General features: G+C 72.3%; 25 protein-coding genes. 18 read left to right on the forward strand and 7 right to left on the reverse strand.

The genetic code is table 11. The features are described from left to right. The 18 genes from ACZ518_RS38295 to rfbA all read left to right on the forward strand — a co-directional run. The coding region (locus tag ACZ518_RS38295; protein ID WP_469117653.1) for a beta-ketoacyl synthase N-terminal-like domain-containing protein at positions 1–834 on the forward strand (834 nt) is incomplete at its 5' end. Positions 835–917: 83 nt separating this feature from the next. Beyond that, on the forward strand, positions 918–1,187 hold the full coding sequence (locus ACZ518_RS38300) for an acyl carrier protein (protein WP_469117654.1): 270 nt from the start codon (positions 918–920) through the stop codon (positions 1,185–1,187). Positions 1,188–1,248: 61 nt separating this feature from the next. Continuing rightward, positions 1,249–3,624 carry an SDR family oxidoreductase gene (locus tag ACZ518_RS38305; protein WP_469117655.1) on the forward strand — a complete coding sequence of 792 codons (2,376 nt, stop codon included), beginning with the start codon at positions 1,249–1,251 and terminating at the stop codon, positions 3,622–3,624. A 155-nt stretch (positions 3,625–3,779) separates the two neighbouring features. After that, positions 3,780–5,234, forward strand: coding sequence for an MFS transporter (locus ACZ518_RS38310; protein WP_469117656.1), 1,455 nt, complete (start codon positions 3,780–3,782; stop codon positions 5,232–5,234). Positions 5,235–5,245: 11 nt separating this feature from the next. Next, on the forward strand, positions 5,246–5,608 hold the full coding sequence (locus ACZ518_RS38315) for an acyl carrier protein (protein WP_469117657.1): 363 nt from the start codon (positions 5,246–5,248) through the stop codon (positions 5,606–5,608). Next, positions 5,605–6,432: a 4'-phosphopantetheinyl transferase family protein gene (locus tag ACZ518_RS38320; RefSeq protein ID WP_469117658.1), complete on the forward strand. Its 828-nt coding sequence runs from the start codon at positions 5,605–5,607 to the stop codon at positions 6,430–6,432. Before ACZ518_RS38315 ends, ACZ518_RS38320 begins: the two co-directional genes overlap by 4 nt. A gap of 23 nt (positions 6,433–6,455) precedes the next feature. Continuing rightward, a complete protein-coding gene (locus tag ACZ518_RS38325; protein WP_469117659.1) occupies positions 6,456–7,406 on the forward strand; it encodes an ACP S-malonyltransferase in 951 nt (316 codons plus the stop codon). A 145-nt stretch (positions 7,407–7,551) separates the two neighbouring features. Continuing rightward, positions 7,552–7,779: an acyl-CoA carboxylase subunit epsilon gene (locus ACZ518_RS38330; RefSeq protein WP_469117660.1), complete on the forward strand. Its 228-nt coding sequence runs from the start codon at positions 7,552–7,554 to the stop codon at positions 7,777–7,779. Positions 7,780–7,936: 157 nt separating this feature from the next. Further along, positions 7,937–8,434: a nuclear transport factor 2 family protein gene (locus ACZ518_RS38335; protein WP_469117661.1), complete on the forward strand. Its 498-nt coding sequence runs from the start codon at positions 7,937–7,939 to the stop codon at positions 8,432–8,434. A 7-nt stretch (positions 8,435–8,441) separates the two neighbouring features. After that, positions 8,442–8,618, forward strand: a complete 177-nt coding sequence (locus tag ACZ518_RS38340; RefSeq protein ID WP_469117662.1) for a hypothetical protein — start codon at positions 8,442–8,444, stop codon at positions 8,616–8,618. A 19-nt stretch (positions 8,619–8,637) separates the two neighbouring features. Then, positions 8,638–9,576, forward strand: a complete 939-nt coding sequence (locus tag ACZ518_RS38345) for an alpha/beta hydrolase (RefSeq protein WP_469117663.1) — start codon at positions 8,638–8,640, stop codon at positions 9,574–9,576. A gap of 325 nt (positions 9,577–9,901) precedes the next feature. Further along, a complete protein-coding gene (upp, locus tag ACZ518_RS38350; RefSeq protein WP_469117664.1) occupies positions 9,902–10,567 on the forward strand; it encodes a uracil phosphoribosyltransferase in 666 nt (221 codons plus the stop codon). Then, a complete protein-coding gene (locus ACZ518_RS38355) occupies positions 10,567–11,496 on the forward strand; it encodes an EamA family transporter (protein ID WP_469117665.1) in 930 nt (309 codons plus the stop codon). The genes upp and ACZ518_RS38355 overlap by 1 nt, the downstream gene beginning before the upstream one ends. Positions 11,497–11,637: 141 nt before the next feature. Beyond that, on the forward strand, positions 11,638–11,871 hold the full coding sequence (locus tag ACZ518_RS38360; RefSeq protein ID WP_469117666.1) for a tautomerase family protein: 234 nt from the start codon (positions 11,638–11,640) through the stop codon (positions 11,869–11,871). Between the two features lie 11 nt (positions 11,872–11,882). Further along, on the forward strand, positions 11,883–12,824 hold the full coding sequence (locus ACZ518_RS38365) for a pseudouridine-5'-phosphate glycosidase (RefSeq protein WP_469117667.1): 942 nt from the start codon (positions 11,883–11,885) through the stop codon (positions 12,822–12,824). Positions 12,825–12,838: 14 nt separating this feature from the next. Beyond that, complete coding sequence (locus ACZ518_RS38370; protein ID WP_469117677.1) at positions 12,839–13,780, forward strand: ribose-phosphate diphosphokinase; 942 nt, start codon at positions 12,839–12,841, stop codon at positions 13,778–13,780. A 246-nt stretch (positions 13,781–14,026) separates the two neighbouring features. Beyond that, the gene (locus ACZ518_RS38375) at positions 14,027–17,878 is read left to right on the forward strand and encodes an amino acid adenylation domain-containing protein (protein ID WP_469117668.1); all 3,852 of its coding nucleotides are present in this window, start codon (positions 14,027–14,029) and stop codon (positions 17,876–17,878) included. A gap of 225 nt (positions 17,879–18,103) precedes the next feature. Then, on the forward strand, positions 18,104–19,039 hold the full coding sequence (gene rfbA, locus ACZ518_RS38380; protein WP_469117669.1) for a glucose-1-phosphate thymidylyltransferase RfbA: 936 nt from the start codon (positions 18,104–18,106) through the stop codon (positions 19,037–19,039). Positions 19,040–19,062: 23 nt separating this feature from the next. On the opposite strand, the gene ACZ518_RS38385 is transcribed toward rfbA, so the two are convergent. The 7 genes from ACZ518_RS38385 to ACZ518_RS38415 form a co-directional block, all read right to left on the reverse strand. Further along, a complete protein-coding gene (locus ACZ518_RS38385; protein WP_469117670.1) occupies positions 19,063–19,653 on the reverse strand; it encodes an NADPH-dependent FMN reductase in 591 nt (196 codons plus the stop codon). 55 nt (positions 19,654–19,708) lie between these two features. Then, positions 19,709–20,620, reverse strand: coding sequence for an NADP-dependent oxidoreductase (locus ACZ518_RS38390; protein ID WP_469117671.1), 912 nt, complete (start codon positions 20,618–20,620; stop codon positions 19,709–19,711). Positions 20,621–20,806: 186 nt separating this feature from the next. Then, positions 20,807–21,940 carry an acyl-CoA dehydrogenase family protein gene (locus tag ACZ518_RS38395; protein WP_469117672.1) on the reverse strand — a complete coding sequence of 378 codons (1,134 nt, stop codon included), beginning with the start codon at positions 21,938–21,940 and terminating at the stop codon, positions 20,807–20,809. Between the two features lie 19 nt (positions 21,941–21,959). Next, positions 21,960–23,225, reverse strand: a complete 1,266-nt coding sequence (locus ACZ518_RS38400; RefSeq protein WP_469117673.1) for a DUF6365 family protein — start codon at positions 23,223–23,225, stop codon at positions 21,960–21,962. Positions 23,226–23,243: 18 nt separating this feature from the next. Continuing rightward, positions 23,244–23,687, reverse strand: a complete 444-nt coding sequence (locus ACZ518_RS38405) for a nuclear transport factor 2 family protein (protein WP_469117674.1) — start codon at positions 23,685–23,687, stop codon at positions 23,244–23,246. A gap of 40 nt (positions 23,688–23,727) precedes the next feature. Beyond that, entirely contained in the window at positions 23,728–24,948 is a 1,221-nt protein-coding gene (locus ACZ518_RS38410) for a ketosynthase chain-length factor (RefSeq protein WP_469117675.1), read from the reverse strand. Continuing rightward, positions 24,945–25,449 (reverse strand): beta-ketoacyl-[acyl-carrier-protein] synthase family protein (locus ACZ518_RS38415; protein ID WP_469117676.1); only part of this gene is annotated, 505 nt, incomplete at its 5' end. The genes ACZ518_RS38415 and ACZ518_RS38410, both read right to left, overlap by 4 nt.

Consider the following 25,449-nt stretch of genomic DNA (forward strand, 5'->3'; position numbering starts at 1 on the left):
GTGAGTGCGTATCAGTCGTTCGCCTGGTTCTACGCGGTCAACAGTGGTCAGATCTCGGTCCGTAATGATCTGCGGGGTCCGGCCGGGGTTCTGGTCGGTGACCAGGCGGGTGGGCTGGATGCTCTGGCGCATGCGCGGCGCCGGCTGCGCAGGGGGAGCCGGCTGATCGCCACGGGCGGTTTCGACGCCTCGGTCTGCTCGTTCGGGTGGGCCGCGCATCTGGCCGGCGGCTCCCTGTCCCTCAGTGATGAGCCCGAGCGTGCCTATCTGCCTTTTGATGGGGCGGCGTCCGGTTATGTGCCGGGTGAGGGTGGGGCGATCGTGGTCCTGGAGGACGAGGACAGTGTCCGGGACCGGGCCGGTCGCAATGTGTATGGCGAGTTCGCGGGGTATGCGGCGACGTTCGATCCGCGGCCTGGCAGTGGGCGTGAGCCGGGGTTGCGGCGGGCGGTGGAGGGTGCGCTGGCGGATGCGGGCTGTCATCCGGCCGAGGTGGACGTGGTGTTCGCCGATGGTGCGGGTGTGGGGCGTCTGGACCGTGAGGAGGCCGCAGCGATCAGTGCGGTGTTCGGTGCGCGTGGGGTGCCGGTGACGGTGCCCAAGACGATGACCGGGCGGCTCGGCGCGGGTGGCGCGCCGGTCGATGTGGTCTGCGCGGTCCTGGCGATGCGCGAGGGACTGATCCCCCCGACCACCAACGTCGAACTGTCCCCCGTCTATGACATCGATCTGGTGACCGGGCGTTCCCGGACCGCTTCCGTGCGCACCGCGCTCGTCCTGGCCCGCGGCCACGGCGGCTTCAACTCCGCCGCCCTCCTACGCGCCGTCGACTGAACCGCTCACCCTGACCCACCCCGTACGACAGAACTCCCGCGGCCGGACTCCCCGGCCGTGGAAGACCGATGAAAGGACCCACTGTGTCCAAGCAGGAATTCACCTTCGACGACCTCAAGCGCATCCTCCTGGAGGGTGCGGGCGCGGATGAGGGCGTCGACCTCGACGGCGACATCCTCGACCTCGACTTCGAGTCCCTGGGCTACGAGTCGCTGGCGCTCCTGGAGACCGGTGGCCGTATCGAGCGCGAGTTCGGCATCACGCTCGACGACGACATCTTCAGCGACAACAGCACCCCCCGCTCCCTCGTCGAAGCCGTCAACCAGCACCTCAAGGTCTCCGTCGACGCCTGAGACGTCCCGCCGTACCCGCCACCACATCCCCCACCCCAGCCCACAGAAAGGGAGTACGCCCATGGCCATCGATCAGGACTGCACCGAGACCCAGGTGATCGTGGTCGGCGCGGGCCCCGTCGGACTGCTGCTCGCCGGAGAACTCCGGCTCGCGGGGGCGGACGTGGTGGTGCTCGACAGCCTCACCGCGCCGACCGCCGAATCCCGGGCGTCGTCCCTGCACGCCCGGACCGTGGAGATACTCGACAGCCGCGGCCTGCTGGAACGCCTCGGCGACGTACCGCGCGAGAACACCGGCCACTTCGGGGGCATACCCCTCGACCTCGGCCTGCCCGGCCCCTACCCGGGGCAGTGGAAGGTCGCCCAGACCCGCCTGGAGGAAGTCCTCGGGGAATGGGCGGCCGACCTGGGCGCGGACATCCGGCGCGGCCACGAGCTGACCGGGCTGACCACGACGGCGGACGGGGCGCTGGCCACCGTACGGACCGAGAGCGGCGAGGAACTGGCCTTCCGGGCCCCGTACCTCGTCGGCTGCGACGGCGAGAACAGCGCCGTGCGGCGCCTGGGCGGCTTCGGCTTCCCCGGCACCGACGCCGAACGCGAACTGCTGCGGGCCGACGTCACGGGCATCGACATCCCGGACCGCCGCTTCCAGCGCCTGGCGGGCGGGCTGGCCATCGCGGCCCGCCGGCCCGACGGGGTGACCCGGGTGATGGTGCACGAGTACGGGGCCCGCCCCCGGCTCGGGCAGCCCGCCTTCGAGGAGGTCGCCGACGCGTGGAAGCGCATCACCGGAGAGGACATCGGCTCCGGCACCCCGCTGTGGGTGAACTCGTTCGGCGACGCCTCCCGGCAGGCCGCCGAGTACCGCCGCGGCCCGCTCCTGCTCGCCGGCGACGCCGCGCACCAGCAGATGCCGATCGGCGGCCAGTCCCTCAACCTCGGGCTCCAGGACGCCTTCAACCTCGGCTGGAAGCTCGGCGCCCGGATCGCCGGACACGGCACCGAGGAACTCATCGACAGCTACCACGCCGAACGGCACCCCGTCGGAAAGGCCGTCCAGGGAAACATCCGCACCCAGGCGCTGCTGCTGCTCGGCGGCCCCGAGGTGGACGCGGTGCGGGAGGTGTTCGCCGAGCTCACCGCCAGCGAGAACGTACGGACCCACCTGGCCGGGCTGATCTCGGGCCTCTCCGTACGCCACGCCGTCGGCGGCCCGGACTCCGAAGGCGACGGTTCCGGGCTGCTCGGCCTGCGGGTGCCGCACTGGGCGGTGACCACCGCCGAGGGCAGCACCGGCACCTTCGAACTGCTGCGTCCGGGGCGGGGCCTGCTGCTCCTCCCGCCGGGCGACGAGGCCCGCCGGGCCGAACTCGCCGAGGCGGCCGCACCCTGGGCCGGCCGGGTCCGCACCGTGGCCGCCGCCTCCGTGGCCGCCCCCGCGGCGGGCGGCTCCGCCGAGGAGGCGGTGACCGCCGTGCTGGTACGCCCCGACGGGCACGTGGTCTGGGCCGACGGTCCGGACGCGGGCCCGCTCGCCGGGGCGCTGGGCCGCTGGTTCGGGCCCGAACGGACCGGGGGGCCCACCGCCCGGCCGGCGGCACCGGCCACGGCCGGCGCCCCCGCCGAGGTGTTCACCGCGCACGCGGCGGCCCCCGCACGGACCGGCGCCGGGGCGGAGCGGCTCACGGGCCGCACCGCGCTGGTCACCGGGTCGAGCCGGGGGATGGGCCGGGCGGCCGCGATGCGGCTGGCGGAGGAGGGCGCGCTCGTCGCCGTCCACTACAACCAGGACGAGGCGGCCGCCCACGAGGTCGTCGCCTCGGTCGAGAAGGACGGCGGCCGCGCCTTCGCGCTGCGCACCGAACTGGGCGTCGACGGGGACGCGGACACCCTGTTCACCGCACTGGAGGCGGAACTGCTGGAGCGCACCGGCTCCACCGACCTGCACATCCTGGTCAACAACGCCGGGGTGATGGGCGGGGTCCCGGCGGACGAGGTCACCCCCGAACAGTTCGACCGGATCTTCGCGGTCAACGCCAAGGCACCCTTCTTCCTGATCCAGCGGGCGCTGCGGAACATGCCCGACGGCGGCCGGATCATCAACATCTCCTCCGGCCTGACGCGGTTCGCCAACCCGGACGAGATCGCGTACGCGATGAGCAAGGGCGCGCTCGAACAGCTCGCGCTGCACTTCGCCAAGGCCCTCGGCCCCCGGGGCATCACCATCAACTCGGTGGCGCCCGGCATCACCCGCAACGGCAACCCGGTCTTCGACATCCCCGAGGCCGTCGAGCACATGGCGGGCCTGTCCGCCTTCAACCGGGTCGGCGAACCGGAGGACGTCGCCGACGTGGTGGCCTTCCTCGCCACCGACGAGGCGCGCTGGATCACCGGCTCCTTCGTCGACGCCACCGGCGGCACGCTCCTCGGCTGAGCCGCCGAGGACCCCAAGACCCCGCCGGCGCACAACCCACGCGCCGCGCCGGCGGTGGGCGGGCGGTCCGGGGATCCCTCCCCGGACCGTCCGCCCCCTTCTCCTCGTGTCCCGCTCTCCACCTCCTCCTCCGAAACGCGAGCGTGCACACCCCGATGAACATTCAGTCCGGCGGCCGGGCCCGGGCCCGCTGGGCCCTGGTGTCCGTACTCGCCGCCAACATGCTGGTGGACGCCCTGGAGGTGTCCGCGACCCTGGTGGCCCTGCCGTCCGTCGGCAGCGGTCTGGGGCTGTCCGTCACCCGGGTCCAGTGGCTCGTCAGCGGCTTCGCCGCCGGCTTCGGCGGGCTGCTGCTGCTCGGCGGCCGGCTGGTCGAGCGGCTGGGCCGGCGCCGGGTCTACCTCGCGGCGCTGCTGGCCTTCGCCGCCGCCTCGCTGGCGGGCGCGCTGACCGACAGCGCGCTGCTCCTGACGGCCACCCGTGTGGTGAAAGGATTCTGTGTGGCGCTGACCGCGCCCACCGGACTCGCCATCATCCTCTCCACCGTCCCCGAGGGCGCCGAGCGCCGCCGGGCGGTGTCCGTCTACTCCTTCTTCGGCGCCGTCGGCTTCTGCTCGGGACTGCTGCTCTCGGGCCTGCTCACCGGAGCCGACTGGCGCTGGACCATCGCCTTCCCGGCGCCCGTGGCCCTGCTGCTGCTCGCCGCCGGGCTGCGGCTGGTACCCCGCGACGGGGACGGTCCGCGCGACCCGCTCGGCCGGCACCCCCTCGTCGCGGGCGCCGCCCTGACCGGCACGGTCCTGCTCCTCGTGTACGCGCTCTCCCGCATCGCGGGCCCCGGCGGGCAGCGGTGGTACGCCGCCGCGGCCCTCGCGGGGGCCGCGGCGCTGGCCGCCGTACTCGTACGGGCCGAGCGCACCGCGCCGCGCCCGCTGCTGCGCACCGAACTGCTGCGGCACGAGCCGCTGCTGCGCTCCGCGCTCGGGGCGGCCGCGCTCAACGGCTCGTACGTGGGCTTCCTGCTGGTGGCCGCCCTGCACCTGCGGGGGGCCGGCTGGAGCCCCTGGCAGACGGCCCTCGCCTTCCTGCCGGCCGGCGTCCCGCTCGCGCTGAGCGCCCTGCACTCCGGGCGGATCGCCGCCCGGCTGGGCCCCGCGCGGGCCGTCGCCGCGGGGGCGGCCGCCGCCCCGCTCGGCTACGCCCTCTACCCGCACGGTGGCGGGGGACCGGTGCGCTACACCGACCTGCTGCCCGCCATGTCCTTCGTCGGCGTCGCCTTCGTGCTGGCCTTCACGGCCCTGCACCTCCAGGCCACCGGCACGGTCCCGCCCGCCCTCCAGTCGGCGGCCGGCGGGCTCTACCAGACCTGCGTACAGCTGGGCGCGGCGCTGACGACCGCGCTGACGTCGGCCCTGTACGCGGCCGCGGGCCAGGGCCCGGCGCTCTGGCTGGTCACCGCCGTCGGCCTGGCCGGCGCGTGCGTGGCCCTGCGCGGCCTGCTCCATCCCTCCGACCCATCTGCGCAACCCGCCGGACACCTCTCCCACCCGGCGGTTCCGACCACGGACGGACGGGGACACCCGTCCGCCTCAACCCGGAAAGCATCATGAACACACTTCACATGTCACAGACATACGAGACAGACACCGGCCTGGTCCACATGACCAGGCCCGACATGGCGGTCCTGGCCACGGCCGGGCTGCACGAGCGCACCAGAATCCTGGAGCAGTACGTGCGCGAGGAACTCGGCCGTATCCTCGGCATCGAGCCCCACCTCGTGGACACCACGGGCCGCCCCATGGGCTGCCTCGGCATCGGCTCGATCTCCGGTATAGAGCTCCAGTACCGGATGGAGGCGACCCTCGGCGTCGACGTGAACCTCCAGCGGCTGCTGCTCGCCAACAGCGCACAGGAACTCATCGACTGCCTCGCCGGCCAGCTCGGCCCCGAGGCCCACCTGCACGGGGCAGCGGTGCCGGCATGAGCACTACGACCCTGCTGCCGGCCGTCCGCCCCGTGGTCAACCACCAGGACCTGGACCGGCCGGACTTCACCCTCTCCGCCGACCGCGTCGACCTCTGGCTGATCCGCCGCCCCACCGGGGCGGACGCCGACGCCCTGGCGATCGGCGAGCTCGACGAGCAGGAGCGCGAGCGCACCGACTCCTTCATCCGCCAGTCGGACGGCCTGCTGTACGCCGCCGCCCACGTGGCGGTGCGCCGGCTGCTCGGACGTTACACGGCCACCCTGCCCCAGGACGTCCGCTTCATGCGAGAGCCCTGCCCGGGCTGCGGCGAGCCGCACGGCCGTCCCGCGCTGTCTCCCCCGCCGCCGCCGCTGCACTACTCCCTCTCGCACAGCGGGGGCGTCGCCATGGTGGGCGTCGGCACCACGCCGCTCGGCGTTGACGTGGAGAAACTCCCCGGTGCCGAGACGGTGGACATCTGCTCCAAGGCGCTGCACCCGGACGAGCAGCTGGAGATCTCCGAGGCCGGTTCCGGTGAGGACCGGCGGCAGCTGTTCGGGCAGATCTGGACGCGCAAGGAAGCGTTCCTCAAGGGGCTCGGTACAGGGTTGAGCCGTTCGCCCGCCGAGGACTACCTGGGCACCGACCACGGCCGCCACCCGGACGGCTGGACCATGGTCGGCGTTCCGGCCGACGCCACCCACGCCGCCGCGGTGGCGGTGGCGGGGCAGGCCCCCAAGGTGGTCGACGTCAGGTGGGTGCCCGACACCTGGCTGGCCGCGGGCCACACCGTGTGCGGCGCCGCCACCCCCGGACCGCATGACACGGTCCTCGCCAGTTGAACCGCAAGTAAGGACGTGACCGGATGACCACCGCCTTCGTCTTCCCCGGCCAGGGCTCCGAATACGCCGGCATGGCCAAGGAGCTGCTCGCCCTGCGGCCCGACCTCGCCGACACCTACTACCGCACCGCCGACGACCTGCTCGGGATCCCGCTGGCCCGGGTCTGCCTGGACGGCTCGCCGAGGGAACTGGACGACCCGGCCGTGGCGCAGCCGGCGATCTTCCTCACCAGCATGGCCGTACTGGAGGTGCTGCGCGGGGAGGGCCTGCGGCCGGACGCCGTGGCTGGTCACAGCCTGGGCGAGTACGCGGCGCTGGTCGCCGCCGGCGTCCTGGAGTGGACCGAGGCGCTGTGGCTGGTCCGGCTCCGCGGCGAGCTCGTCGCCACCGTCGGGGACCGCGTCGGCAGCGCCACCGCGGCGGTCATCGGCCTGAGCCGTACGGACCTGGCGCGGATGTGCGCCGAGGCCCGGGCGGCCACCGGCCAGGTGGTCGAGGTGGCGGGGGACAACGAACCCCGCCAGACCGTGGTGTCCGGCCAGGCCGAGGCGGTGGCCCGCGCCACCGACGCGGCCCGGGCGGCCGGGGCGCGGGTGGAGTGGCTGCGTACCGGCGGCCCGTTCCACTCCAGCCTGCTGGGCGAGGCCGAGGCGGAGTTCACCGAGACGCTGATCGCGACGGAGTTCCGCGACCCGGCCGTGCCGCTGGTCTCCGGTGTCACCGGCGGGTGGGTGACGACCGCCGCCGAGGCCGCCGTCGCCCTGCGCGGCCAGCTCACCAGCCCGGTGCGGTGGACCGAGGCGGTCGGGACGCTCGGCGCCTCGGGCGCCGACCGGTTCGTGGAGGTCGGTCCGGGCCGGGTGCTCGGCGGGCTGGTCCGGCGGATCCTGCCGGGCGCCCGGGTGCACAGCACGCACACGCCCGAGCGGCTGGCGCTGGCCGTGGACGAGCTCAGCACCACCGCCACCGTCTGATCCCGATAGATCCGTGCGAGACCCGCACGGTACTGATTCGTTCGCCGGGGGTGCCGCGCGCCGACGACACCGGCATCCCCGCCCGCGCGCACGCGAACCCGCCGCAGCCACTGCCGGCGGGACATCACGAGACGAGGAGCAGTCTGTGGAGACGACAGTCGAGCCCGGCCGGCCCATCCGCGTGGTGAAGGGGCGGCCCGACGCCGAGGAACTGGCGGCGCTCACCGCCGTGGTGCTCGCGCGGGCGGCGGCGTACGAGGGCCAGCACGGCGGTACGGCCGGCGGCGGGCCGGCCCTCGCGGGCTGGCGCCGGCCCGACCGGGTCCGGGGCTTCCTCGGCCCGCGCACCTGGCGCGAGGCCCGCTCGGCCTGACCGGACCCCGCCCCCGCCCGCACACCGGCCGGCCGCCCTTCGCCCGGGGTCCGGCCGCACCGGCCTGCCCCTTCAACCCAGCCACCCGGTCAAGGAGTTCGCGGGCGGACGCTCCTGACCGCCGGCCCGTACACCGAGTCCGCCGACTGGAGAGGCCATGCCATCGACCCATGACGACATCGCGGCACTGCGCGAGCAGGTACAGGTCCTGCGCGACCGCGCCGAGCTGCGCGAGCTGTTCGACCGCTACGTGACCGCCCTCGACACCCACGACGGCACGGGGCCGGAGGACTCCCGGTACGCCTCGCTCTTCACCGAGGACGCCACCTTCGCCTTCCCGATCGGCGTGTGCGAGGGGATCGAGGCCTTCGCCGCCTTCCAGCGCGAGGCCCGGGAGCGGTGGGCGCGCATCCACCACTCCAGCTCCAACCACTCCGTCGTCCTCGACGGGGACCGGGCCACCCTGCGGGCCCAGCAGCTCACCACGCACGTCCACCACACCGGCCGGGTCCGCGCGGCGCACTTCGAGGTCGGCGGGTACTCCGAGGCCCGGGCCGTGCGTACGCCCGCCGGCTGGCGGCTGAGCCACGTCGCGTTCCACGTCGTGTGGGACTCCGGCGTACGCCTGCCCGAACTCGCCGGAGTCCGGCTGTGAGAACCGGATGAACGCCGTGCAGATCGCCGGCTACCGGGTGCCCGCCAGGGATCCCGCACCGGAGGCCGTACGCCCCTCACGGCGGTGCGCCGCACCGCCCCTGACCACCCTGCTGCGCCGCCGGGCCGCCTGGGGCCTGGCCGTCGCCAAGGCCCGGCGCACCCCGTCCGCCCGGTCTTCCTGACCCTCCTGGAGATGCCCCCATGGTCCCTGTGCCGCCCGCCGGCGTGCCCCCGGTCCGGCCCGTCACCCTCGACGCCGACGGGATCCCGCTGTCCGGTCTGCTGGCCCTGCCCGCACAGCCCGTACCCCGGGCGCTGGTGGTGGCCCTGCACGGCTCGGGGATGAGCGCGGGCTACTTCGACAGCCGGGCGCGGCCCGGGCTCTCGCTGCTGGAGCTCGGCGCCGGCCTCGGCTGTGCCGTACTCGCCCTGGACCGGCCCGGGTACGGGGCCTCGGCCGAGGTGCTGCCCGACGGGCTGGACCTCGCGGGGCAGACCGCGACGGTGCTCGCGGCCCTGGAGGGCTTCGCCGAGGGGCGCGAACTGGGCGCCGGAGTCTTCCTCGTGGCCCATTCGGGCGGCGGCCGCGTCGCGCTCGCGGCCGCGGGCGCCGCCCGGGGCGGCCTCGTACCGATCGGCGTGGACGTCTCCGGCATCGGCCGGCGCTTCGCCGTGGAGGCCGGCCGGCTGCCCGGCCCCGACCTGCCGGGTGAGTGGCGGCGGCACTGGGGCGCCCTGCGGTTCTACCCGCCGGACGCCTTCCGGCTCGGGCAGCGGCTGCTGCGGCCGGTCCCCGCGGCCGAGGCGCGGGAGACGCGGCGGTGGCCGGAAATGTACCCCTCCGTGGCGGCCGGGGTACGGGTGCCCGTGCGCTTCACGTTCGCGGAACAGGAACTGTGGTGGAGGCACGACGGGGAGGCTCTGGAGGAACTGCTGACTCCGCTGACGGCGGCCCCCGCGGAGGTGGCCCGGCAGCCGCACGCCGGGCACAACATCAGCCTGGGCTGGGCGGCCCGGACCTACCACCTGCGCGTCCTGTCCTTCCTGGAGGAACGCCTCCTCGCCCGCGACGTGGCCGTTGGCCGGGTCGTGACGGGCTCTGACGGCGACCTGAAGAAGGTTGACGCGGATCTGACATAGATCCCGTTGACCCCGTGGACGGGTACCGACGAGGGTTCTGCTGAGCATCCCGAGACGTGCAACGAGAACCGTCGCACCGGGACACGTCCACTCGGTCTCCCGGTACACCTCGGATCCGTCCGATCCATCTGAACCATCCCGAAGAGGAACGCGCATGAGCGACGTGAAGGACCTGGTGCAGGCCGGCGCCGTCACCGACGCCGAGAGAACCGACGCCTGACCTCGGTACCCGACCAAACGGTTGCGGCTCCCACGGCCCCCACGGCCCTCCGGGCCCGGGCCCGGCCGCAGCCCGTCTCCACGACCGACGAGAAGCAGGTTTCTCATGGCGACCGGCCACCACAACGTCCACCCGCTGCCGCAGACGAAGCAGCTGCGGGCCATGCACACGATCGTCCGTGACCGCGGGGCCTCCCGCTCGGACTTCGTGTTCTACTCCCGGCGCATCATCCGCCTCCTGCTCGAATCGGCGCTCGACCAGCTGCCGTTCGAGGAGCACGAGGCCGTCACGCCGGTCGGCGAGACGTACGAGGGACTGAAGTTCGGTACCAAACTGTGCGCCGTGCCCGTGATCCGGGCCGGTGACTCCATGCTCGACGAACTGCGCCAGGTCATCCCTGACATCACCGTCGGCAAGCTGCTCATCCAGCGGCACAAGACCACCAAGCTTCCGCACCTGTACTACAAGAACTTCCCCGAGGACATCGCCGACCGGCACGTCCTCGCCCTGGAGCCGATGCTGGCCACCGGCGGCAGCGCCAACATGGCCATCGAAGTCCTTCTGGAGGCAGGCGTGCGTGAGGAGAACATCGTCTTCGTCAACCTGCTCGCGGCGCCCGAGGGCATCGCGGCGGTCCATGCCGAGCACCCGCACGTCAAGATCGTCACCTCGTCGATCGAGCAGCGCCTCAACGAGAACGCGTTCATGATCCCGGGCATCGGCGACTTCGGCGACCGCTACTTCGGTACGACCGACTCGGCAGCCGCCTGATGAAGGGCAGCCGTTCACTCGGGGACTCCGCGCTCACCGTGCTCGCGCCGGTGGTCTGGGGTTCGACGTACCTGGTCACCACGGAGCTGCTGCCCGAGGGCAGACCCCTGCTCTCCGCGCTGCTCCGCGCCCTGCCCGCCGGCCTGATCCTGGTGCTCATCGGCCGGGTGCTGCCGAAGGGCATCTGGTGGTGGCGCGCCCTGGTGCTCGGCGTGCTGAACATCGGAGCCTTCTTCTACCTGCTCTTCGTGGCCGCCTACCACCTGCCGGGCGGCGTCGCGGCGCTGGTGATGGCCATCCAGCCGATGATCGTGCTGGTGCTCGGCGCCGTGCTGCTGAAGGAGCGGATCAAGCGGATCCACGTGGCCGCCTGTGCCCTCGGCACGGCCGGCGTGGCCCTGCTCGTCCTCCAGCCGAACGCCGGGCTCAACCTCACCGGTGTCATCGCCGGTCTGCTGGGCGCGCTCAGCATGGCCACCGGCATCGTGCTGACCAAGCGGTGGGGACGCCCCGAAGGGGTGGGCCTGCTGCCCTTCACGGGCTGGCAGCTCACCGTCGGCGGCCTGGTCCTGCTGCCGATCGCGTTGATCGGCGAGGGACTGCCCGACGAGATCACCGCCGAGAACCTCTGGGGCTTCGCCTACCTCGGCATCATCGGGGCCCTCATCGCCTACGCGATCTGGTTCCGCGGGGTGCAGCGGCTGCCCGCGCTGACCGTGTCGTTCCTGAGCTTCGGCTCCCCCCTCACCGCCACCCTGCTCGGCTACTTCGTCCTCGACCAGTCGCTGTCGCCGCTCCAGATCCTCGGAGCGCTGACGGTGGTCGCGTCGGTGGCCCTTGCCCAGCCGAGGCAGTCCAAGCAGCAGCCCGGGCCCGATCCCGAACCGGAGCCGGTCCGGGCGGCCCCGCGGGAATCCGTCAAGGCGTAACGCGACGGAGCCCCGCCCACGACTCCCCGTCCGGCCCTGCCCCCTGGAGCAGTGCGGGGAGCGGTGGTGGCACACCGTGGCCTCCCCCGTCCGCGGTGTGCCGCCCACCTCCTGACCCCGATCCGTGGAAGGACCGAGTCCGTGCCCCACATCCACATCAGGCACTACCCGAGGGACTTCACGGCCGAGCAGCTCAGGGAGATCGACGGGGCGGTGACCGCCGCCGTGACGCAGACCTTCGCCATCGGGGAGGACGCCGTCTCGATCTCCCTGGAGCCGGTCACACCGGAGGACTGGCAGGCCCAGGTCCTCGCCGAGATAGCGGACCGCCCGGACCAGCAGGTCAGGCGGCCCGGTTACTTGAACGAGAGTTGAGAGACATCCCGATGAGCGCAAGCAACGGCGTCCCCGTCGTCTACACCGAGGAGGTCCGCGAGGCCCTCCACGAGGGCAAGGCCGTCGTCGCCCTGGAGAGCAACGTCATCACCCACGGGCTGCCCTACCCGGACAACGCCGCCACCGCCCGCAAGGTGGAGGACGCGGTACGGTCCGGCGGCGCGGTGCCCGCGACGATCTGCATCGAGGCCGGCGCGATCCGCGTCGGGATGTCGGACGCCGACATCGAGCGCTTCGCCTCCCTGCCGGGCATCCCCAAGGTGTCCAGCCGGGACCTGCCCGTCGTGCTGGCCCAGGGCGGCCCCGGCGCCACCACCGTGGCCTCCTCGGTCGTGGCGGCGGAGCTCGCGGGGATCCCGTTCTTCTCGTCCGCCGGCATCGGCGGCGTGCACCGGGGCGCCCAGGAGACCTGGGACGTGTCCTCCGACCTGATCCAGTTCACCCGCTCCAAGGTCGCCGTCGTCTGCGCGGGCGCGAAGATGATCCTCGACCTCGGCCTGACCCTGGAGTACCTGGAGACGCAGTGCGTCCCCGTCGTCGCCTACCGCTCGGACGACTTCCCCGCGTTCTACTGCCGTACGAGCGGCCACAAGGCGCCCCACCGCCTGGACGACGAACGGGTCATCGCCCGCGCGATCGAGGCCCACTGGGCCCTCGGCAACAACAGCTCCTTCCTGATCACCACCCCGGTCAGGGAGGAGGACGCCATCGACTCCGCCGAGGTGGACGCGGCCATCCGCGCCGCCGTCGCCGAGGCGGCCCGGGACGGTGTTTCCGGCCAGGCCATCACCAAGTACCTGATGCGGGCCGTCGACGCCGCCACGGACGGCCGTTCCGCCAAGGCCAACATGGCCGTCCTCGCCTCCTGCGCCGAGGCCGCCGGCCGCCTGGCCGTCGCGCACGCCGCACACCTCGCGGAGCTCGCAGCGTGAGCGAATCCGGACAGATGCTGCTCTTCTCGGGACGCGCGCACCCCGAGCTGGCCCGGGCCGTCGCGGCCGAACTGGGCACGGAACTGGTCCCGACGAAGGCGATCGACTTCGCCAACGGCGAGATCTACATCCGCTACCAGGCCTCCGTGCGCGGCGCGGACTGCTTCGTGATCCAGAGCCACACGGCCCCGATCAACAAGTCGATCATGGAACAGCTCATCATGGTCGACGCGTTGAAGCGGGCCTCGGCCCGCAGCATCACGGTGATCCTTCCCTTCTACGGGTACGCGCGACAGGACCGCAAGCACAGCGGCCGGGAACCCATCTCGGCCCGCCTGGTGGCGGACCTGCTCAAGACCGCGGGTGCGGACCGGATCCTGACGGTCGACCTGCACGCCGACCAGATCCAGGGATTCTTCGACGGTCCGGTGGACCACCTGTTCGCCATGCCGGTCCTCGCGGACCACATCGGCTCCAAGGTGGACCCGGCGGACCTCACCGTCGTGTCGCCCGACGCCGGCCGCGTACGCGTGGCCGACGGCTGGTGCGACCGCCTCGGCGCTCCGCTGGCCATCGTGCACAAGCGGCGCGACAAGGACGTGGCCCACCAGGTCACGGCCCACGAGGTGGTCGGCGAGGTCCGCGACCGGGTCTGCGTCCTGGTCGACGACATGATCGACACCGGCGGCACGATCTGCGCCGCCGCCGACGCCCTGTTCGCCCAGGGTGCGCGGGACGTCATCGTGGCGGCCACGCACGGGGTGCTCTCCGGCCCCGCCGCGGACCGCCTGAAGAACTCGCGCGTCAGCGAGTTCGTCTTCACGGACACCCTTCCGGTGCCCGGAGCACTGGGCCTCGACAAGGTGACAGTCCTGTCGATCGCCCCGCTCATCGCGGGCGCCTCGCGAGAGGTGTTCGAGAACGGATCTGTAACCCGGCTCCTGCGGAGCCGGTGATCGCCCGGACGGGCGGGTCGATGGAGGCCCGTCCGTCCGTAGGGGGAGGCGGCCGCAGCACGCACCGCGCCGTTCCGGTTCTTCCGGGTGGTGAGGCTCTGCCCTTGCGCCCCTCAGTTCTTCGGTTTCATCCGGCCGGGCAGTCATCCCGGCCACTGACACCGGGCCCGCCGCTACGCGGAGCCCGGTTCGCGGGGGCGTTCGACGGCGCCCGCTGCTCCACAACGGAACTTAAGGAAGCGGGAAATGACTCTTCAGGAGACCAGCGTGCTCGAGCCCACCCTGCGCGGCACCGGCACCTTGCCCAGCCTGCTGGCCGAGCGCGTCGCCGAGCACCCCGACGCGATCGCCGTCGCCTACCGCGATGAGAAGCTCACCTTCCGCGAGCTGGCGTCCAGAAGCTCGGCCCTGGCGGACTACCTGGGACACCTCGGCGTCTCGGCGGACCACTGCGTCGGCCTCTTCGTCGAGCCGTCCATCGACCTCATGGTCGGCGCGTGGGGCATCCTGGGCGCCGGCGCCGCCTACCTGCCGCTGTCCCCGGAGTACCCCGAGGACCGGCTCCGCTACATGATCGAGAACAGCGAGACGAAGATCATCCTGGCGCAGCAGCGCCTGGTGTCCCGCCTGCGCGAACTCGCCCCGCAGGACGTCACCATCGTGACCCTGCGCGAGTCCGAGGCGTTCGTCCGCCCCGAGGGCCAGGAGGCCGCCGTCGCCGGCGCCGACGCCCGTCCGGACACCCTCGCGTACGTCATCTACACCTCCGGCAGCACGGGCAAGCCGAAGGGTGTGATGATCGAGCACCGCAGCATCGTCAACCAGCTCGGCTGGCTGCGCGAGACCTACGGGATCGACCGCAGCAAGGTCATCCTGCAGAAGACCCCGATGAGCTTCGACGCCGCCCAGTGGGAGATCCTCTCCCCGGCCAACGGCGCGACCGTCGTCATGGGCGCCCCCGGCGTCTACGCCGACCCCGAGGGCCTCATCGAGACCATCGTCAAGCACGGCGTGACCACCCTCCAGTGCGTCCCGACGCTGCTCCAGGGCCTGATCGACACCGAGAAGTTCCCCGAGTGCGTCTCCCTCCAGCAGATCTTCAGCGGTGGCGAGGCCCTCTCCCGCCTGCTGGCGATCCAGACCACGCAGGAGATGCCGGGCCGGGCGCTCATCAACGTCTACGGCCCGACCGAGACCACCATCAACTCGTCCTCCTTCGTGGTCGACCCCGCCGAGCTGGACGAGGGCCCGCAGTCCATCTCCATCGGCGCCCCGGTCCACGGCACCACGTACCACATCCTCGACAAGGAGACCCTCAAGCCGGTCGGCGTCGGCGAGATCGGCGAGCTGTACATCGGCGGCGTCCAGCTGGCCCGCGGCTACCTGCACCGCGACGACCTGACCGCCGAGCGCTTCCTGGAGATCGAGCTGGAGGAGGGCGCCGAGCCCGTCCGCCTGTACAAGACGGGCGACCTCGGCCAGTGGAACGCGGACGGCACCGTGCAGTTCGCCGGCCGCGCCGACAACCAGGTCAAGCTGCGCGGCTACCGCGTCGAGCTGGACGAGATATCCCTGGCCATCGAGAACCACGACTGGGTCCGCAACGCCGCCGTCATCGTCAAGAACGACGGCCGCACCGGCTTCCAGAACCTGATCGCCTGCATCGAGCTGAGCGAGAAGGAAGCCGCCCTGATGGACCAGGGCAACCACGGCTCCCACCACGCGTCGAAGAAGAGCAAGCTCCAGGTCAAGGCGCAGCTGTCCAACCCGGGCCTGCGCGACGACGCCGAGCTCGCCGCCCGCCCGGCCTTCGACCTGGAGGGCTCCGAGCCCACCCCCGAGCAGCGCGCCCGGGTCTTCGCCCGCAAGACGTACCGCTTCTACGAGGGCGGCGCGGTCACCCAGGACGACCTGCTCAAGCTGCTCGGCTCCAGGGTCACCGCGGCCTACTCCCGCAAGGCGGCCGACCTGGCCTCCTCCGAACTGGGCCAGATCCTGCGCTGGTTCGGCCAGTACATCAGCGAGGAGCGCCTGCTGCCGAAGTACGGCTACGCCTCCCCGGGCGCGCTGTACGCGACGCAGATGTACTTCGAGCTGGAGGGCGTCGGCGGGCTGAAGCCGGGCTACTACTACTACCAGCCGGTCCGCCACCAGCTCGTCCTGATCAGCGAGCGGGCCGCCACCGGCAGGCCCACGGCGCAGATCCACTTCATCGGCAAGAAGAGCGGCATCGAGCCGGTCTACAAGAACAACATCCAGGAAGTCCTGGAGATCGAGACCGGCCACATCCTCGGTCTCTTCGAGCAGATCCTGCCGGCCTACGGTCTCGACATCCAGGACCGCGCCTACGAGCCGGCCGTCCGCGAGCTGCTCGACGTCGCCGACGAGGACTACTACCTGGGCACCTTCGAGCTGGTCCCGAACGAGGGCCCGCGCGAGGACCACGCCGAGGTCTACGTCCAGACGCACGGCGGCAAGGTCGCCGGCCTGCCCGAGGGCCAGTACCGCTACGAGAACGGCGAGCTGACCCGCTTCTCGGACGACATCGTCCTCAAGAAGCACGTCATCGCGATCAACCAGTCGGTGTACCAGGCCGCCAGCTTCGGCATCAGCGTCTACAGCCGGGCCGAGGAGGAGTGGCTGAAGTACATCACCCTCGGCAAGAAGCTCCAGCACCTGATGATGAACGGGCTGAACCTGGGCTTCATGTCCTCCGGCTACAGCTCCAAGACCGGCAACCCGCTGCCCGCCTCCCGCCGCATGGACGCGGTCCTCGCCGCCAACGGCGTCGACGGCGGTCCGATGTACTTCTTCGTCGGCGGCCGCGTCAGCGACGAGCAGCTCGGCCACGAGGGCATGCGCGAGGACAGCGTCCACATGCGCGGTCCGGCCGAGCTCATCCGCGACGACCTCGTCAGCTTCCTCCCGGACTACATGATCCCCAACCGGGTCGTGGTGTTCGACCGGCTGCCGCTGTCCGCCAACGGCAAGATCGACGTCAAGGCGCTCGCCGTCTCCGACCAGGTCAACGCCGAACTCGTGGAGCGCCCCTTCGTCGCCCCGCGCACGGAGACCGAGAAGGAGATCGCCGGCGTCTGGGAGAAGGCCCTGCGCCGCGAGAACGCCTCCGTCCAGGACGACTTCTTCGAGTCGGGCGGCAACTCGCTCATCGCCGTCAGCCTCGTCCGCGAGCTCAACTCGCGCCTGGGCGTCTCCCTGCCGCTGCAGAGCGTCCTGGAGTCCCCGACCATCGAGAAGCTGGCCCGCCGCCTGGAGCGCGAGGTCGCCCAGGAGTCCTCGCGCCTGGTGCGCCTGCACGCGGAGACCGGCAAGGCCAAGCCCGTGATCTGCTGGCCGGGCCTGGGCGGCTACCCGATGAACCTGCGGAGCCTGGCCGGCGAGATCGGCCTCGGCCGCTCGTTCTACGGCGTCCAGTCCTACGGCATCAACGAGGGCGAAGCCCCGTACGAGACCATCACCGAGATGGCCAAGAAGGACATCGAGGCCATCAAGGAGCTCCAGCCGACCGGCCCCTACACCCTGTGGGGCTACTCGTTCGGCGCCCGCGTGGCCTTCGAGACCGCGTACCAGCTGGAGCAGGCCGGCGAGAAGGTGGACAACCTCTTCCTGATCGCCCCGGGCTCGCCGAAGGTGCGCGCCGAGAACGGCAAGGTGTGGGGCCGCGAGGCGTCCTTCGCCAACCGCGGCTACACCACGATCCTCTTCTCGGTGTTCACCGGCACCATCTCCGGCCCGGACCTCGACAGGTGCCTGGAGACCGTGACGGACGAGGCGTCCTTCGCCGAGTTCATCAGCGAGCTCAAGGGCATCGACGTCGACCTCGCCCGCCGGATCATCTCGGTCGTGGGCCAGACCTACGAGTTCGAGTACTCCTTCCACGAGCTGGCCGAGCGCACCCTCCAGGCGCCGATCAGCATCTTCAAGGCCGAGGGCGACGACTACTCGTTCCTGGAGAACAGCAGCGGCTACTCGGCCGAGCCGCCGACGGTCATCGACCTCGACGCCGACCACTACAGCCTGCTGCGCGACGACATCGGCGAGCTGGTCAAGCACATCCGCTACCTGCTCGGCGAGTGATCGCGGACAGGTGACGCCGAGCGGCCACCCCGTCGGAGCAATCCGGCGGGGTGGCCGCTTTTTTCCGTTCCGCCGCGGACGCAGGAGGACCGCTCGAGAAGCGTCCCGGTGCCGCTCGACAATCCTCCCGGCACCTCTCGACCCAACCTCGATCACCGCCGCGCAGCCTTGAAGGGCACAGGCAAGAGACGGGCTCGGCCCGACGACGACACGAGGTGACCGTCAGTGAAGGGAATCATTCTGGCCGGGGGCAGCGGCACCCGGCTCTACCCCATCACCCTGGGGGTGTCCAAGCAGCTGCTGCCCGTCTACGACAAGCCGATGATCTACTACCCGCTGTCGGTCCTGATGCTGGCGGGGATCCGCGACATCCTCATCATCTCCTCGCCCCGGGACCTGCCCCAGTTCCGCGACGTCCTGGGCGACGGAAGCAACCTCGGCATCAACCTGTCCTACGCCGAACAGCAGTTTCCGCGCGGGCTCGCGGAGGCCTTCACCATCGGCGAGGACCACATCGGCGACGACTCCGTCGCCCTCGTCCTCGGCGACAACATCTTCCACGGGCCCGGCTTCTCGCTGCTGCTCCAGGAGCACATGCCGCACACCGACGGCGCGCTGCTCTTCGGCTACCCCGTACGGGACCCCGAGCGGTACGGCGTCGGCGAGGCGGACGAGTACGGACGCCTGATCTCCCTGGAGGAGAAGCCGGCGAAGCCCCGCTCCAACCGGGCCATCACCGGCCTGTACTTCTACGACAACGACGTCGTCTCCATCGCCCGCGGACTGCGCCCCTCCCCGCGCGGGGAACTGGAGATCACCGACGTCAACCTGCACTACCTGGCCCGGGGCAAGGCCAACCTGGTGGACCTCGGCCGCGGCTTCACCTGGCTGGACACCGGAACGCACGACTCGCTCCTCGACGCCGGCCAGTACATCCAGACCCTGGAACACCGCCAGGGCCTGCGCATCGCCTGCCTGGAAGAGGTCGCCCTGCGCATGGGCTTCATCGACGTGGACCAGTGCTACCGGCTCGGGAAGCTCCTCGGGAAGTCCCGGTACGGGAGCTACGTCATGGAGATCGCCGACTCGCTGCGCAACGCCCCGCCCGAGGAGATCGCCGGGAACCTGGGCGGCCGGGTCTTCGGCGGCTGGGCGGCCTGACCGGCCGCCCCCGTGAGCGGGCCTCAGGCCCCGTACGGGCGCGCCGCGCGTCCCTCGCGCAGGGTGACGCCCCACCAGGCGAGCTGGTCGAGGAGCACGGAGGCGGCCTTCGAGCTGCCGCCGTCGTCGTCGAGCAGCCGGCCCTCGTCGTCGAAGCGCGCCCAGGGGTTGTGGAAGCTCACGGTGTCGCGCACCGTCACGGCGTGCACCTCGGCGAAGACCTGCCGCAGCTGCTCGACGGCGCGCAGACCGCCCGCGACGCCGCCGTACGAGACGAAGCCCACGGGCTTGGCGCGCCACTCGTCGTAGACGTAGTCGATGGCCAGCTTCAGCGAGGCCGGGTAGCCGTGGTTGTACTCCGGGGTGATCACGACGAACGCGTCGAGACCGTCGATCCGGGCGGCCAGGCGGGGCGCCTCGGAGGGGGTGCCGAGCGGGTCGAGGCTGAGCTTCAGCTCCTCCACGAGCGCGGGCTCCGACAGGTCGATGACGTGGATCTCCATGTCGTCGCGCCGGGCGGCCTCGGCCGTGAACCAGCGGGAGACCTTGTCGGCGAAGCGGCCGGTGCGGACGCTGCCGATCAGGACACCGACCTTGAGCGGGTTGCCGGACACGGGGTACCTCTTTCTGTTCCTGGGATGACGGAGGGTGGTGGAGGGGCGGGCCGGCTCAGTCGGTGAGCAGGACGATCTTGCCGCGGCCGTGGCCGGTCTCCAGTTCGCGGTGCGCCTCGGCGGCCTGGGCCAGGGGGAGGGTCCGGCGGATGTGGACGCGCAGCTTTCCGCTGTCCACCAGGGCGGCCAGCTCGCTCAGCCGCCGCGCGTCGCGCCGGCTGGTGAGCCAGCGCACGCCGAGCTCCTCGTGGACCCCGTAGGCGAAGATGGTGCCGACCCGGTCCTTGTCCTGCACCAGCTCCGCCGCCACCCGCAGGCCGTCGGCGCTGGCCGTGTCGAGGGCGGCGTCGACGCCCTCCGGCGCGAGGGCCCGGACGCGGTCGGCGAGGCCCTCGCCGTACGTCACCGGTACGGCGCCGAGCTCGCGCAGGTACGCGTGGTTGTCCTCCCGGCCCGTGGCGATGACCTTGGCACCCCGCAGCACGGCCAGCTGCACGGCGATGGTGCCGACGCCACCCGAAGCGCCGTTGACCAGCACGGTCTCGCCCGCGGACACCTTCAGGTCCTCGAGAACGGTGTGCGCCGTCTGCCCGGAGGCGGAGAGGGACCCGGCGACCTCCCAGGGAACACCGGCCGGCTTGGCGACGACCTGCTCCGCCGGCACGGTCAGGTATTCGGCGTAGGTGCCCTGGAGGCGGTAGCCGAGCACCTCGTCGCCCACCGAGAGGTCCGTGACGCCCCCGCCGACCTGGTCCACGACGCCGGCGAAGTCGCCGCCCGTGATGTGCGGGAACGTGATCGTGACACCGGGCGGGTTCCATCCGGTGCGCACCGCGCAGTCGGTCGGCTGGGTACCCGCCGCCTTCACCCGGATCCGGACCTCGCCGGGCCCCGCCACAGGGGTGGGCACGTCGAGGAGTTCCAGGACCTCCGGTCCGCCGAACGCGTGGAATGCCGCGGCCTTCATCATCAACGCTCCTCAGGGGATGTGCTGTTCAGCCGGCCCGTCGGGGCCTTGGTGACGAACGTAGAACCTCAAGCAGAGTTGAGGTCAATCCCCGGACCGGAAGAAGGATCAAGAAAAAGCACTCCGCCCCGCGGACGGCCGTTGCCGTCCGCGGGGCGGAGTGCCGGAGAGGGGCCGCCCGGGCCCTCAGCCGGCCTGGGCGGCGGCGGGCGCCAGGGCCCCGGCCGCGTGGAGGTGGGCCGCCGGGCCGAACTGCAGGGCGTTGTGGCCGGCCCCGCAGGTGACGTCCCGCCAGCGGCGCTGGAGCTCCTCGCCCTCGGCGTGCGCACGCGTGCCCGCGCTGCGCAGCAGCCGGTCCACCGCGGTCGCCAGCATGTCGGCGGCCAGCGCGCAGTCCCGGGTGTTGCGCGCGGTCCCCGAGGCGGTCACCGCACCGCTGTCGGCCACCCCGGCCACCCGGGCCAGCAGCATGCCGGCGGCGTCGATCTCGCCGTCGGACCGCGCCAGGAGCTGCTCGTAGGTGCCCTGGTCGGTGGCGCCGGACACACCCGCCGCCGGGGCCGCGAGCCGGCCGCCGGCCAGCTGTGCCCAGCGGCGTACGGCGCCCCTCGCCGTGCCCAGCAGCGGCGCCGCCAGGGTCAGTCCGTTGCCGGCCTTGAGCGGCACGTGGAAGCAGGCCGCCGCGCCGGGCTCGGCGGTACCCGCCACGACGGTGTCCAGCGGCACGGAACGCTCGTCCGGGACGCGGACGCCGTCCAGGACCACCGTGTTGCTGCCGGTGCCGCGCATGCCGAGGGTGAACCACGTGTCGTCGACGGTGAGTTCCGAGCGGGGGACCGCGCACAGCCGTATCCCGCTCTCCGTGCGGGCGGCGACGATCACCCAGTGCGCGATGTCCGAGCCGCTGACGTACGGCCAGCTGCCCGTCAGCTCCCAGCCGCCGGGCACCTGCCGCGCGGTCCCGGCGGGGATCAGGCCCGCCGCGACCACGGTCTGCGGCCCCTTGGCCCAGACCTCCTCCCGGCCGTCCGGGGGAAGGTAGCCGGTCAGCCGGCCGGCCGCGGCGGTGACGGAGGCGACCCAGGCCGCGGAGGCGCAGGCCTCCCCCAGGACGGCGGCGGCGTCGAGCAGTTCGGCGAAGGTCCCGGCGGGGCCGAAGCCGACCGGGGCGAAGTGGCGGGCGAAGCCGGCCTCGGCGATCGCCTCGGCCACGGCGGGATGCAGCCGCCGCTCGGTGTCGGCGGCCGCCGCGTGGGCGGCCGCCAGCGGGGCGACGGCGCGGGCCGCGGCGGCCAGGGAGGCCGCTGCTGCGTTGTTCATGGCATTACTCCAATGGGTCTCAGTCGGACAGCCCCACCCGCCGGGCCGCCGTCATGAAGACGTCGGCCGTGGCGGGGAGACGGTCCGCGGCGGCCCGGAAGCGGGCCCTGCCCGCGCCGAGCCGGTCCCGCACGTCGCGGTCGTACAGCAGTGACTCGACCCCGGACACGACCTCCCGCTCGTCGAACAGCTCGGCCCGCAGGGCGGTGTCCGTGAAGGGGTTGTCCCGGAGGAGGGGTGCCACGACCCGGTTCCAGCGCAGCGGCCACATGTGGAAGGAGGGGACGGGACCGGGGAAGTCCGCCAGCCAGTCGCGGACGGCGGGGGACAGCCCGCCGAGCGCCCCTTCCAGGGCGGCGGCGTCCCCGTCCGGCACGTCGTGGCCGTTGGTGAGGAACATGCCCGGGACGTCGGCCAGGATCGCCCGCTCCAGTGCGAACGACGGCATCCACAGCGACAGCACCCCGTCCGAGGCACCGATCAGATCGGTGTACCGGCGGGCGGTGTAGGACGGCGCGAGCCGGACCCGGTCGGCCGGCAGCCGCTCGAACCCCTCGAAGCGGGGCCCGATGAAGAGGAACACCGTGCTCGCCGGCAGGCGTTCCAGGTAGCCGGCGATCAGGCCGGGCACCCGGGCGGCCAGCGCCCGGGTGCCCGGCCCCGCCCGGGTCTGCATCAGGTGCTGCCAGGGCAGCGCCGGGACCGCCAGCAGCCGCTGCTCCTCACCGACTCCCAGCGACTCCCGCACCGCCCGCCGGCTCCGGTCCGGCAGGGGCACGACCGTGGGGTCCGCCCGGTAGGGCAGGCCCGGCCCGTCCGGGTCGGCGTGGGGCCGGGTTCCCGGCACCGGCCACAGGTGGGCCGGCATGCCGAGGATCCGGTCGCTGACCTCCATGGTGCGGCCGAGGATCTCCACCTCGCGCGTGGTGGAGGTCAGGTCGTACAGGTCGATGGGGATGACCGGCACGCCGAACTCCGTCACGAACCACGGGTCGGTGTCGTAGCTGATGAGATGGGTCATCCAGTGGGCGGTGTAGTCGCACAGCACGATCGCGTCGGGCCGGAACCCGCGCACCACCTCCCGTACCGTCTCGCGGACGCCCGCACCCAGCGCCGAGGTGACGGTGGTGTACGAGTGCCGGGTGGCCCGGAGCTGGTCCTCATTGCCGGCGTCGATCACGAAGTGGCTCTTCACCCCGGCCGGCACGAGCTGGTCGGCGAGGTCGACGCCCATGGCCGTCTCGTGCAGGGTCAGGGCGAGCGAGGACATGAACAGGAGGCGCATGGCGTGTCAGCGGCCTTCTCAGAAGTGCTGGTCGTGGGTGATGCGGCGGGACTTCAGCCGGATGCCCTCCGGGCCGTCGACGATGGTGTCGTGGACGACGCAGCTGGGGGCGATGTCGGGCTTGCCGCCGGGGCGGACGTTCACCACGAGCGCGTAGGCGGTCGAGGAGACCGTGCCGTCCTCCTGGAGCTCCAGCGCGATGTGGTTGAACCAGTGGCGGCGCTGCACCGGGTCGTTGTCGAAGCGCTTGTGGAACTCGACGAGCTCGTGGACGATCCCCGGCCGGGTACGGGCCGGCTCGGCGCCCGGGGAGTGCTGGAACTCGCCGTCCTCGGTGAAGGTGGCGGCGTACTCCTCGAACCTGCCGGAGTCGAGGTGCTGCATCTGGTGCGCGTAGAAGTGCTGGACCCGCAGGTAGAGGTCGGTCGATACGGCGGAGTGGCCGGCCGTGGTCGTGGTCATGGTCGAGTCTCCTGGCGTCAGAGAGGGGGGACGGAGGTGCTCAGCTGTCGAAGGCCGTCAGGACGACGGCGGAGTTGAAGCCGTGCCGGCCGCGGGCGAGGACCAGCGCGTGGCGCAGGGGCAGCTCTCGTGCCCCGTCGCGGACCAGGTCGATGCCGTACGCCTCGGGCGGCCCGGACAGGCCGTGCGTGGGCGGGACCACCCCGTCGCGCAGCGCGAGCAGTGCCGTGGCGACGTCCAGCGGTCCGCCACCCCCGTAGAGGCGCCCGGACAGCGCCTTGGGCACGGTGACCGGGACCCCGCGCGGGCCGAACAGGGCGGTGATGGCCTCGGCCTCGGCGGCGTCCAGGTGCGGTACGCCCGCCCCGTCGGCGAACACGACGTCGATGTCGGCCGGGGTGAGCCCGGCGTCCGCGATGGCCGCCCCCGCGGTCCGGCCCAGGGCGGGGCCGCGGTCCGAGCCGGGAGCCGGGTCGAAGCCGGCGGCGTAGCCGGTCAGTTCCCCGTAGATCTGCCGGGCGCCGCGGGCCCGGGCGTTGTCCGCGTCCTCGACGATGAGCATCGCCCCGCCCTCGCCGGGCACGTAGCCGGAGGCCGCCGCGTCGAAGGGCAGGTAGCCGCGCTCGGGGTCGGCGCAGGGGGTGACCAGGCCGCCGGCGAGCTGGGAGACGTACCCCCAGGGGTCGAAGGCGGAGTCGACACCGCCCGCGACGACCAGCGGTGTGCCGCCCCGGACGGTGCGCCGGGCGTGACCGAGCGCGTCGAGCCCCGCGGCCTGCTCGCCGACGAGGGCGGCGCTGGGGCCGCGCATCTTGTGGCGGATGGAGATCTGGCCGGTGTTGACCGCGTAGAACCAGGCGAAGGACTCGTAGACGGAGACGTACGCCGGGCCCTGGTTCCACAGGTTCTGGAACTCGCGGTGGGTGAAGTCGAAACCGCCGAGGGCGTTCGAGGTGACCACGCCCATCTGGTAGTCGGTCAGGTCGCCGATCTCGACGCCCGCGTCGTCGAAGGCCCAGTCGGCTGCGGCGAGGCCGAGCCGGGTCGAGCGGTCGGTCTGCGGGAGCAGCCGGCCCGGGATGTGGTCGGCGTCCACGAAGTCGTCGATCTGCCCGGCCAGCACGGCCGGGTAGCCGGAGGCGTCGAAACCGGTGACCGGGGCGATCCCGGTGCTGCCGGCCAGGACGGCCTTCCAGTGGTTCTCGTGCCCCAGGCCGTTGGGGGCGGCGACCCCCAGCCCGGTGATCACCGTGCGCGTCATCGGCTCGCTCCTTCCGGGGCGCGGAGGATCATTGCGCTCTGGAATCCGCCGAAGCCGCTGCCGACGGTGAGGACGGTGTTGGTTCTGTGTCCTCGGGCGGTCTGGGGGACGTAGTCGAGGTCGCATTCGGGGTCGGGGGTGGTGAGGTTTGCGGTGGGGGGGACGATGTTGTGTTTGATGGCGAGGGCACTGGCGGCGATTTCGATGGAGCCGATGGCGCCGAGGGAGTGGCCGATCATGGATTTGATGGAGCTGACGGGGATGTCGTAGGCGTGGTTGCCGAGGCTTCGTTTGAATGCGGCGGTTTCGTGGCGGTCGTTTTGTTTGGTGCCGGAGCCGTGGGCGTTGATGTAGTCGACTTGGGTGGGGTCGATGCGGGATTCGTCGAGTGCTGCGCGGATGGCTTCGGCCATTTCGCGGCCGTCTTTTTTGAGGCCGGTCATGTGGTAGGCGTTGCAGCGGGTGGCGTAGCCGGTGATTTCGGCGTAGATGTCGGCGCCG

It is taken from the genome of Streptomyces sp. NPDC033966 (assembly GCF_055575955.1).

Bases quoted from the DNA above. Each gene is read 5' to 3' on its own strand.
- ACZ518_RS38305 (WP_469117655.1), top strand. From the start codon at position 1,249: ATGGCCATCGATCAGGACTGCACCGAGACCCAGGTGATCGTGGTCGGC.
- ACZ518_RS38310 (WP_469117656.1), top strand. From the start codon at position 3,780: ATGAACATTCAGTCCGGCGGCCGGGCCCGGGCCCGCTGGGCCCTGGTG.
- ACZ518_RS38315 (WP_469117657.1), top strand. From the start codon at position 5,246: ATGTCACAGACATACGAGACAGACACCGGCCTGGTCCACATGACCAGG.
- ACZ518_RS38320 (WP_469117658.1), top strand. From the start codon at position 5,605: ATGAGCACTACGACCCTGCTGCCGGCCGTCCGCCCCGTGGTCAACCAC.
- ACZ518_RS38325 (WP_469117659.1), top strand. From the start codon at position 6,456: ATGACCACCGCCTTCGTCTTCCCCGGCCAGGGCTCCGAATACGCCGGC.
- ACZ518_RS38335 (WP_469117661.1), top strand. From the start codon at position 7,937: ATGCCATCGACCCATGACGACATCGCGGCACTGCGCGAGCAGGTACAG.
- ACZ518_RS38340 (WP_469117662.1), top strand. From the start codon at position 8,442: ATGAACGCCGTGCAGATCGCCGGCTACCGGGTGCCCGCCAGGGATCCC.
- ACZ518_RS38345 (WP_469117663.1), top strand. From the start codon at position 8,638: ATGGTCCCTGTGCCGCCCGCCGGCGTGCCCCCGGTCCGGCCCGTCACC.
- upp (WP_469117664.1), top strand. From the start codon at position 9,902: ATGGCGACCGGCCACCACAACGTCCACCCGCTGCCGCAGACGAAGCAG.
- ACZ518_RS38355 (WP_469117665.1), top strand. From the start codon at position 10,567: ATGAAGGGCAGCCGTTCACTCGGGGACTCCGCGCTCACCGTGCTCGCG.
- ACZ518_RS38365 (WP_469117667.1), top strand. From the start codon at position 11,883: ATGAGCGCAAGCAACGGCGTCCCCGTCGTCTACACCGAGGAGGTCCGC.
- ACZ518_RS38370 (WP_469117677.1), top strand. From the start codon at position 12,839: ATGCTGCTCTTCTCGGGACGCGCGCACCCCGAGCTGGCCCGGGCCGTC.
- ACZ518_RS38375 (WP_469117668.1), top strand. From the start codon at position 14,027: ATGACTCTTCAGGAGACCAGCGTGCTCGAGCCCACCCTGCGCGGCACC.
- ACZ518_RS38390 (WP_469117671.1), bottom strand. From the start codon at position 20,620: ATGAAGGCCGCGGCATTCCACGCGTTCGGCGGACCGGAGGTCCTGGAA.
- ACZ518_RS38395 (WP_469117672.1), bottom strand. From the start codon at position 21,940: ATGAACAACGCAGCAGCGGCCTCCCTGGCCGCCGCGGCCCGCGCCGTC.
- ACZ518_RS38400 (WP_469117673.1), bottom strand. From the start codon at position 23,225: ATGCGCCTCCTGTTCATGTCCTCGCTCGCCCTGACCCTGCACGAGACG.
- ACZ518_RS38405 (WP_469117674.1), bottom strand. From the start codon at position 23,687: ATGACCACGACCACGGCCGGCCACTCCGCCGTATCGACCGACCTCTAC.
- ACZ518_RS38410 (WP_469117675.1), bottom strand. From the start codon at position 24,948: ATGACGCGCACGGTGATCACCGGGCTGGGGGTCGCCGCCCCCAACGGC.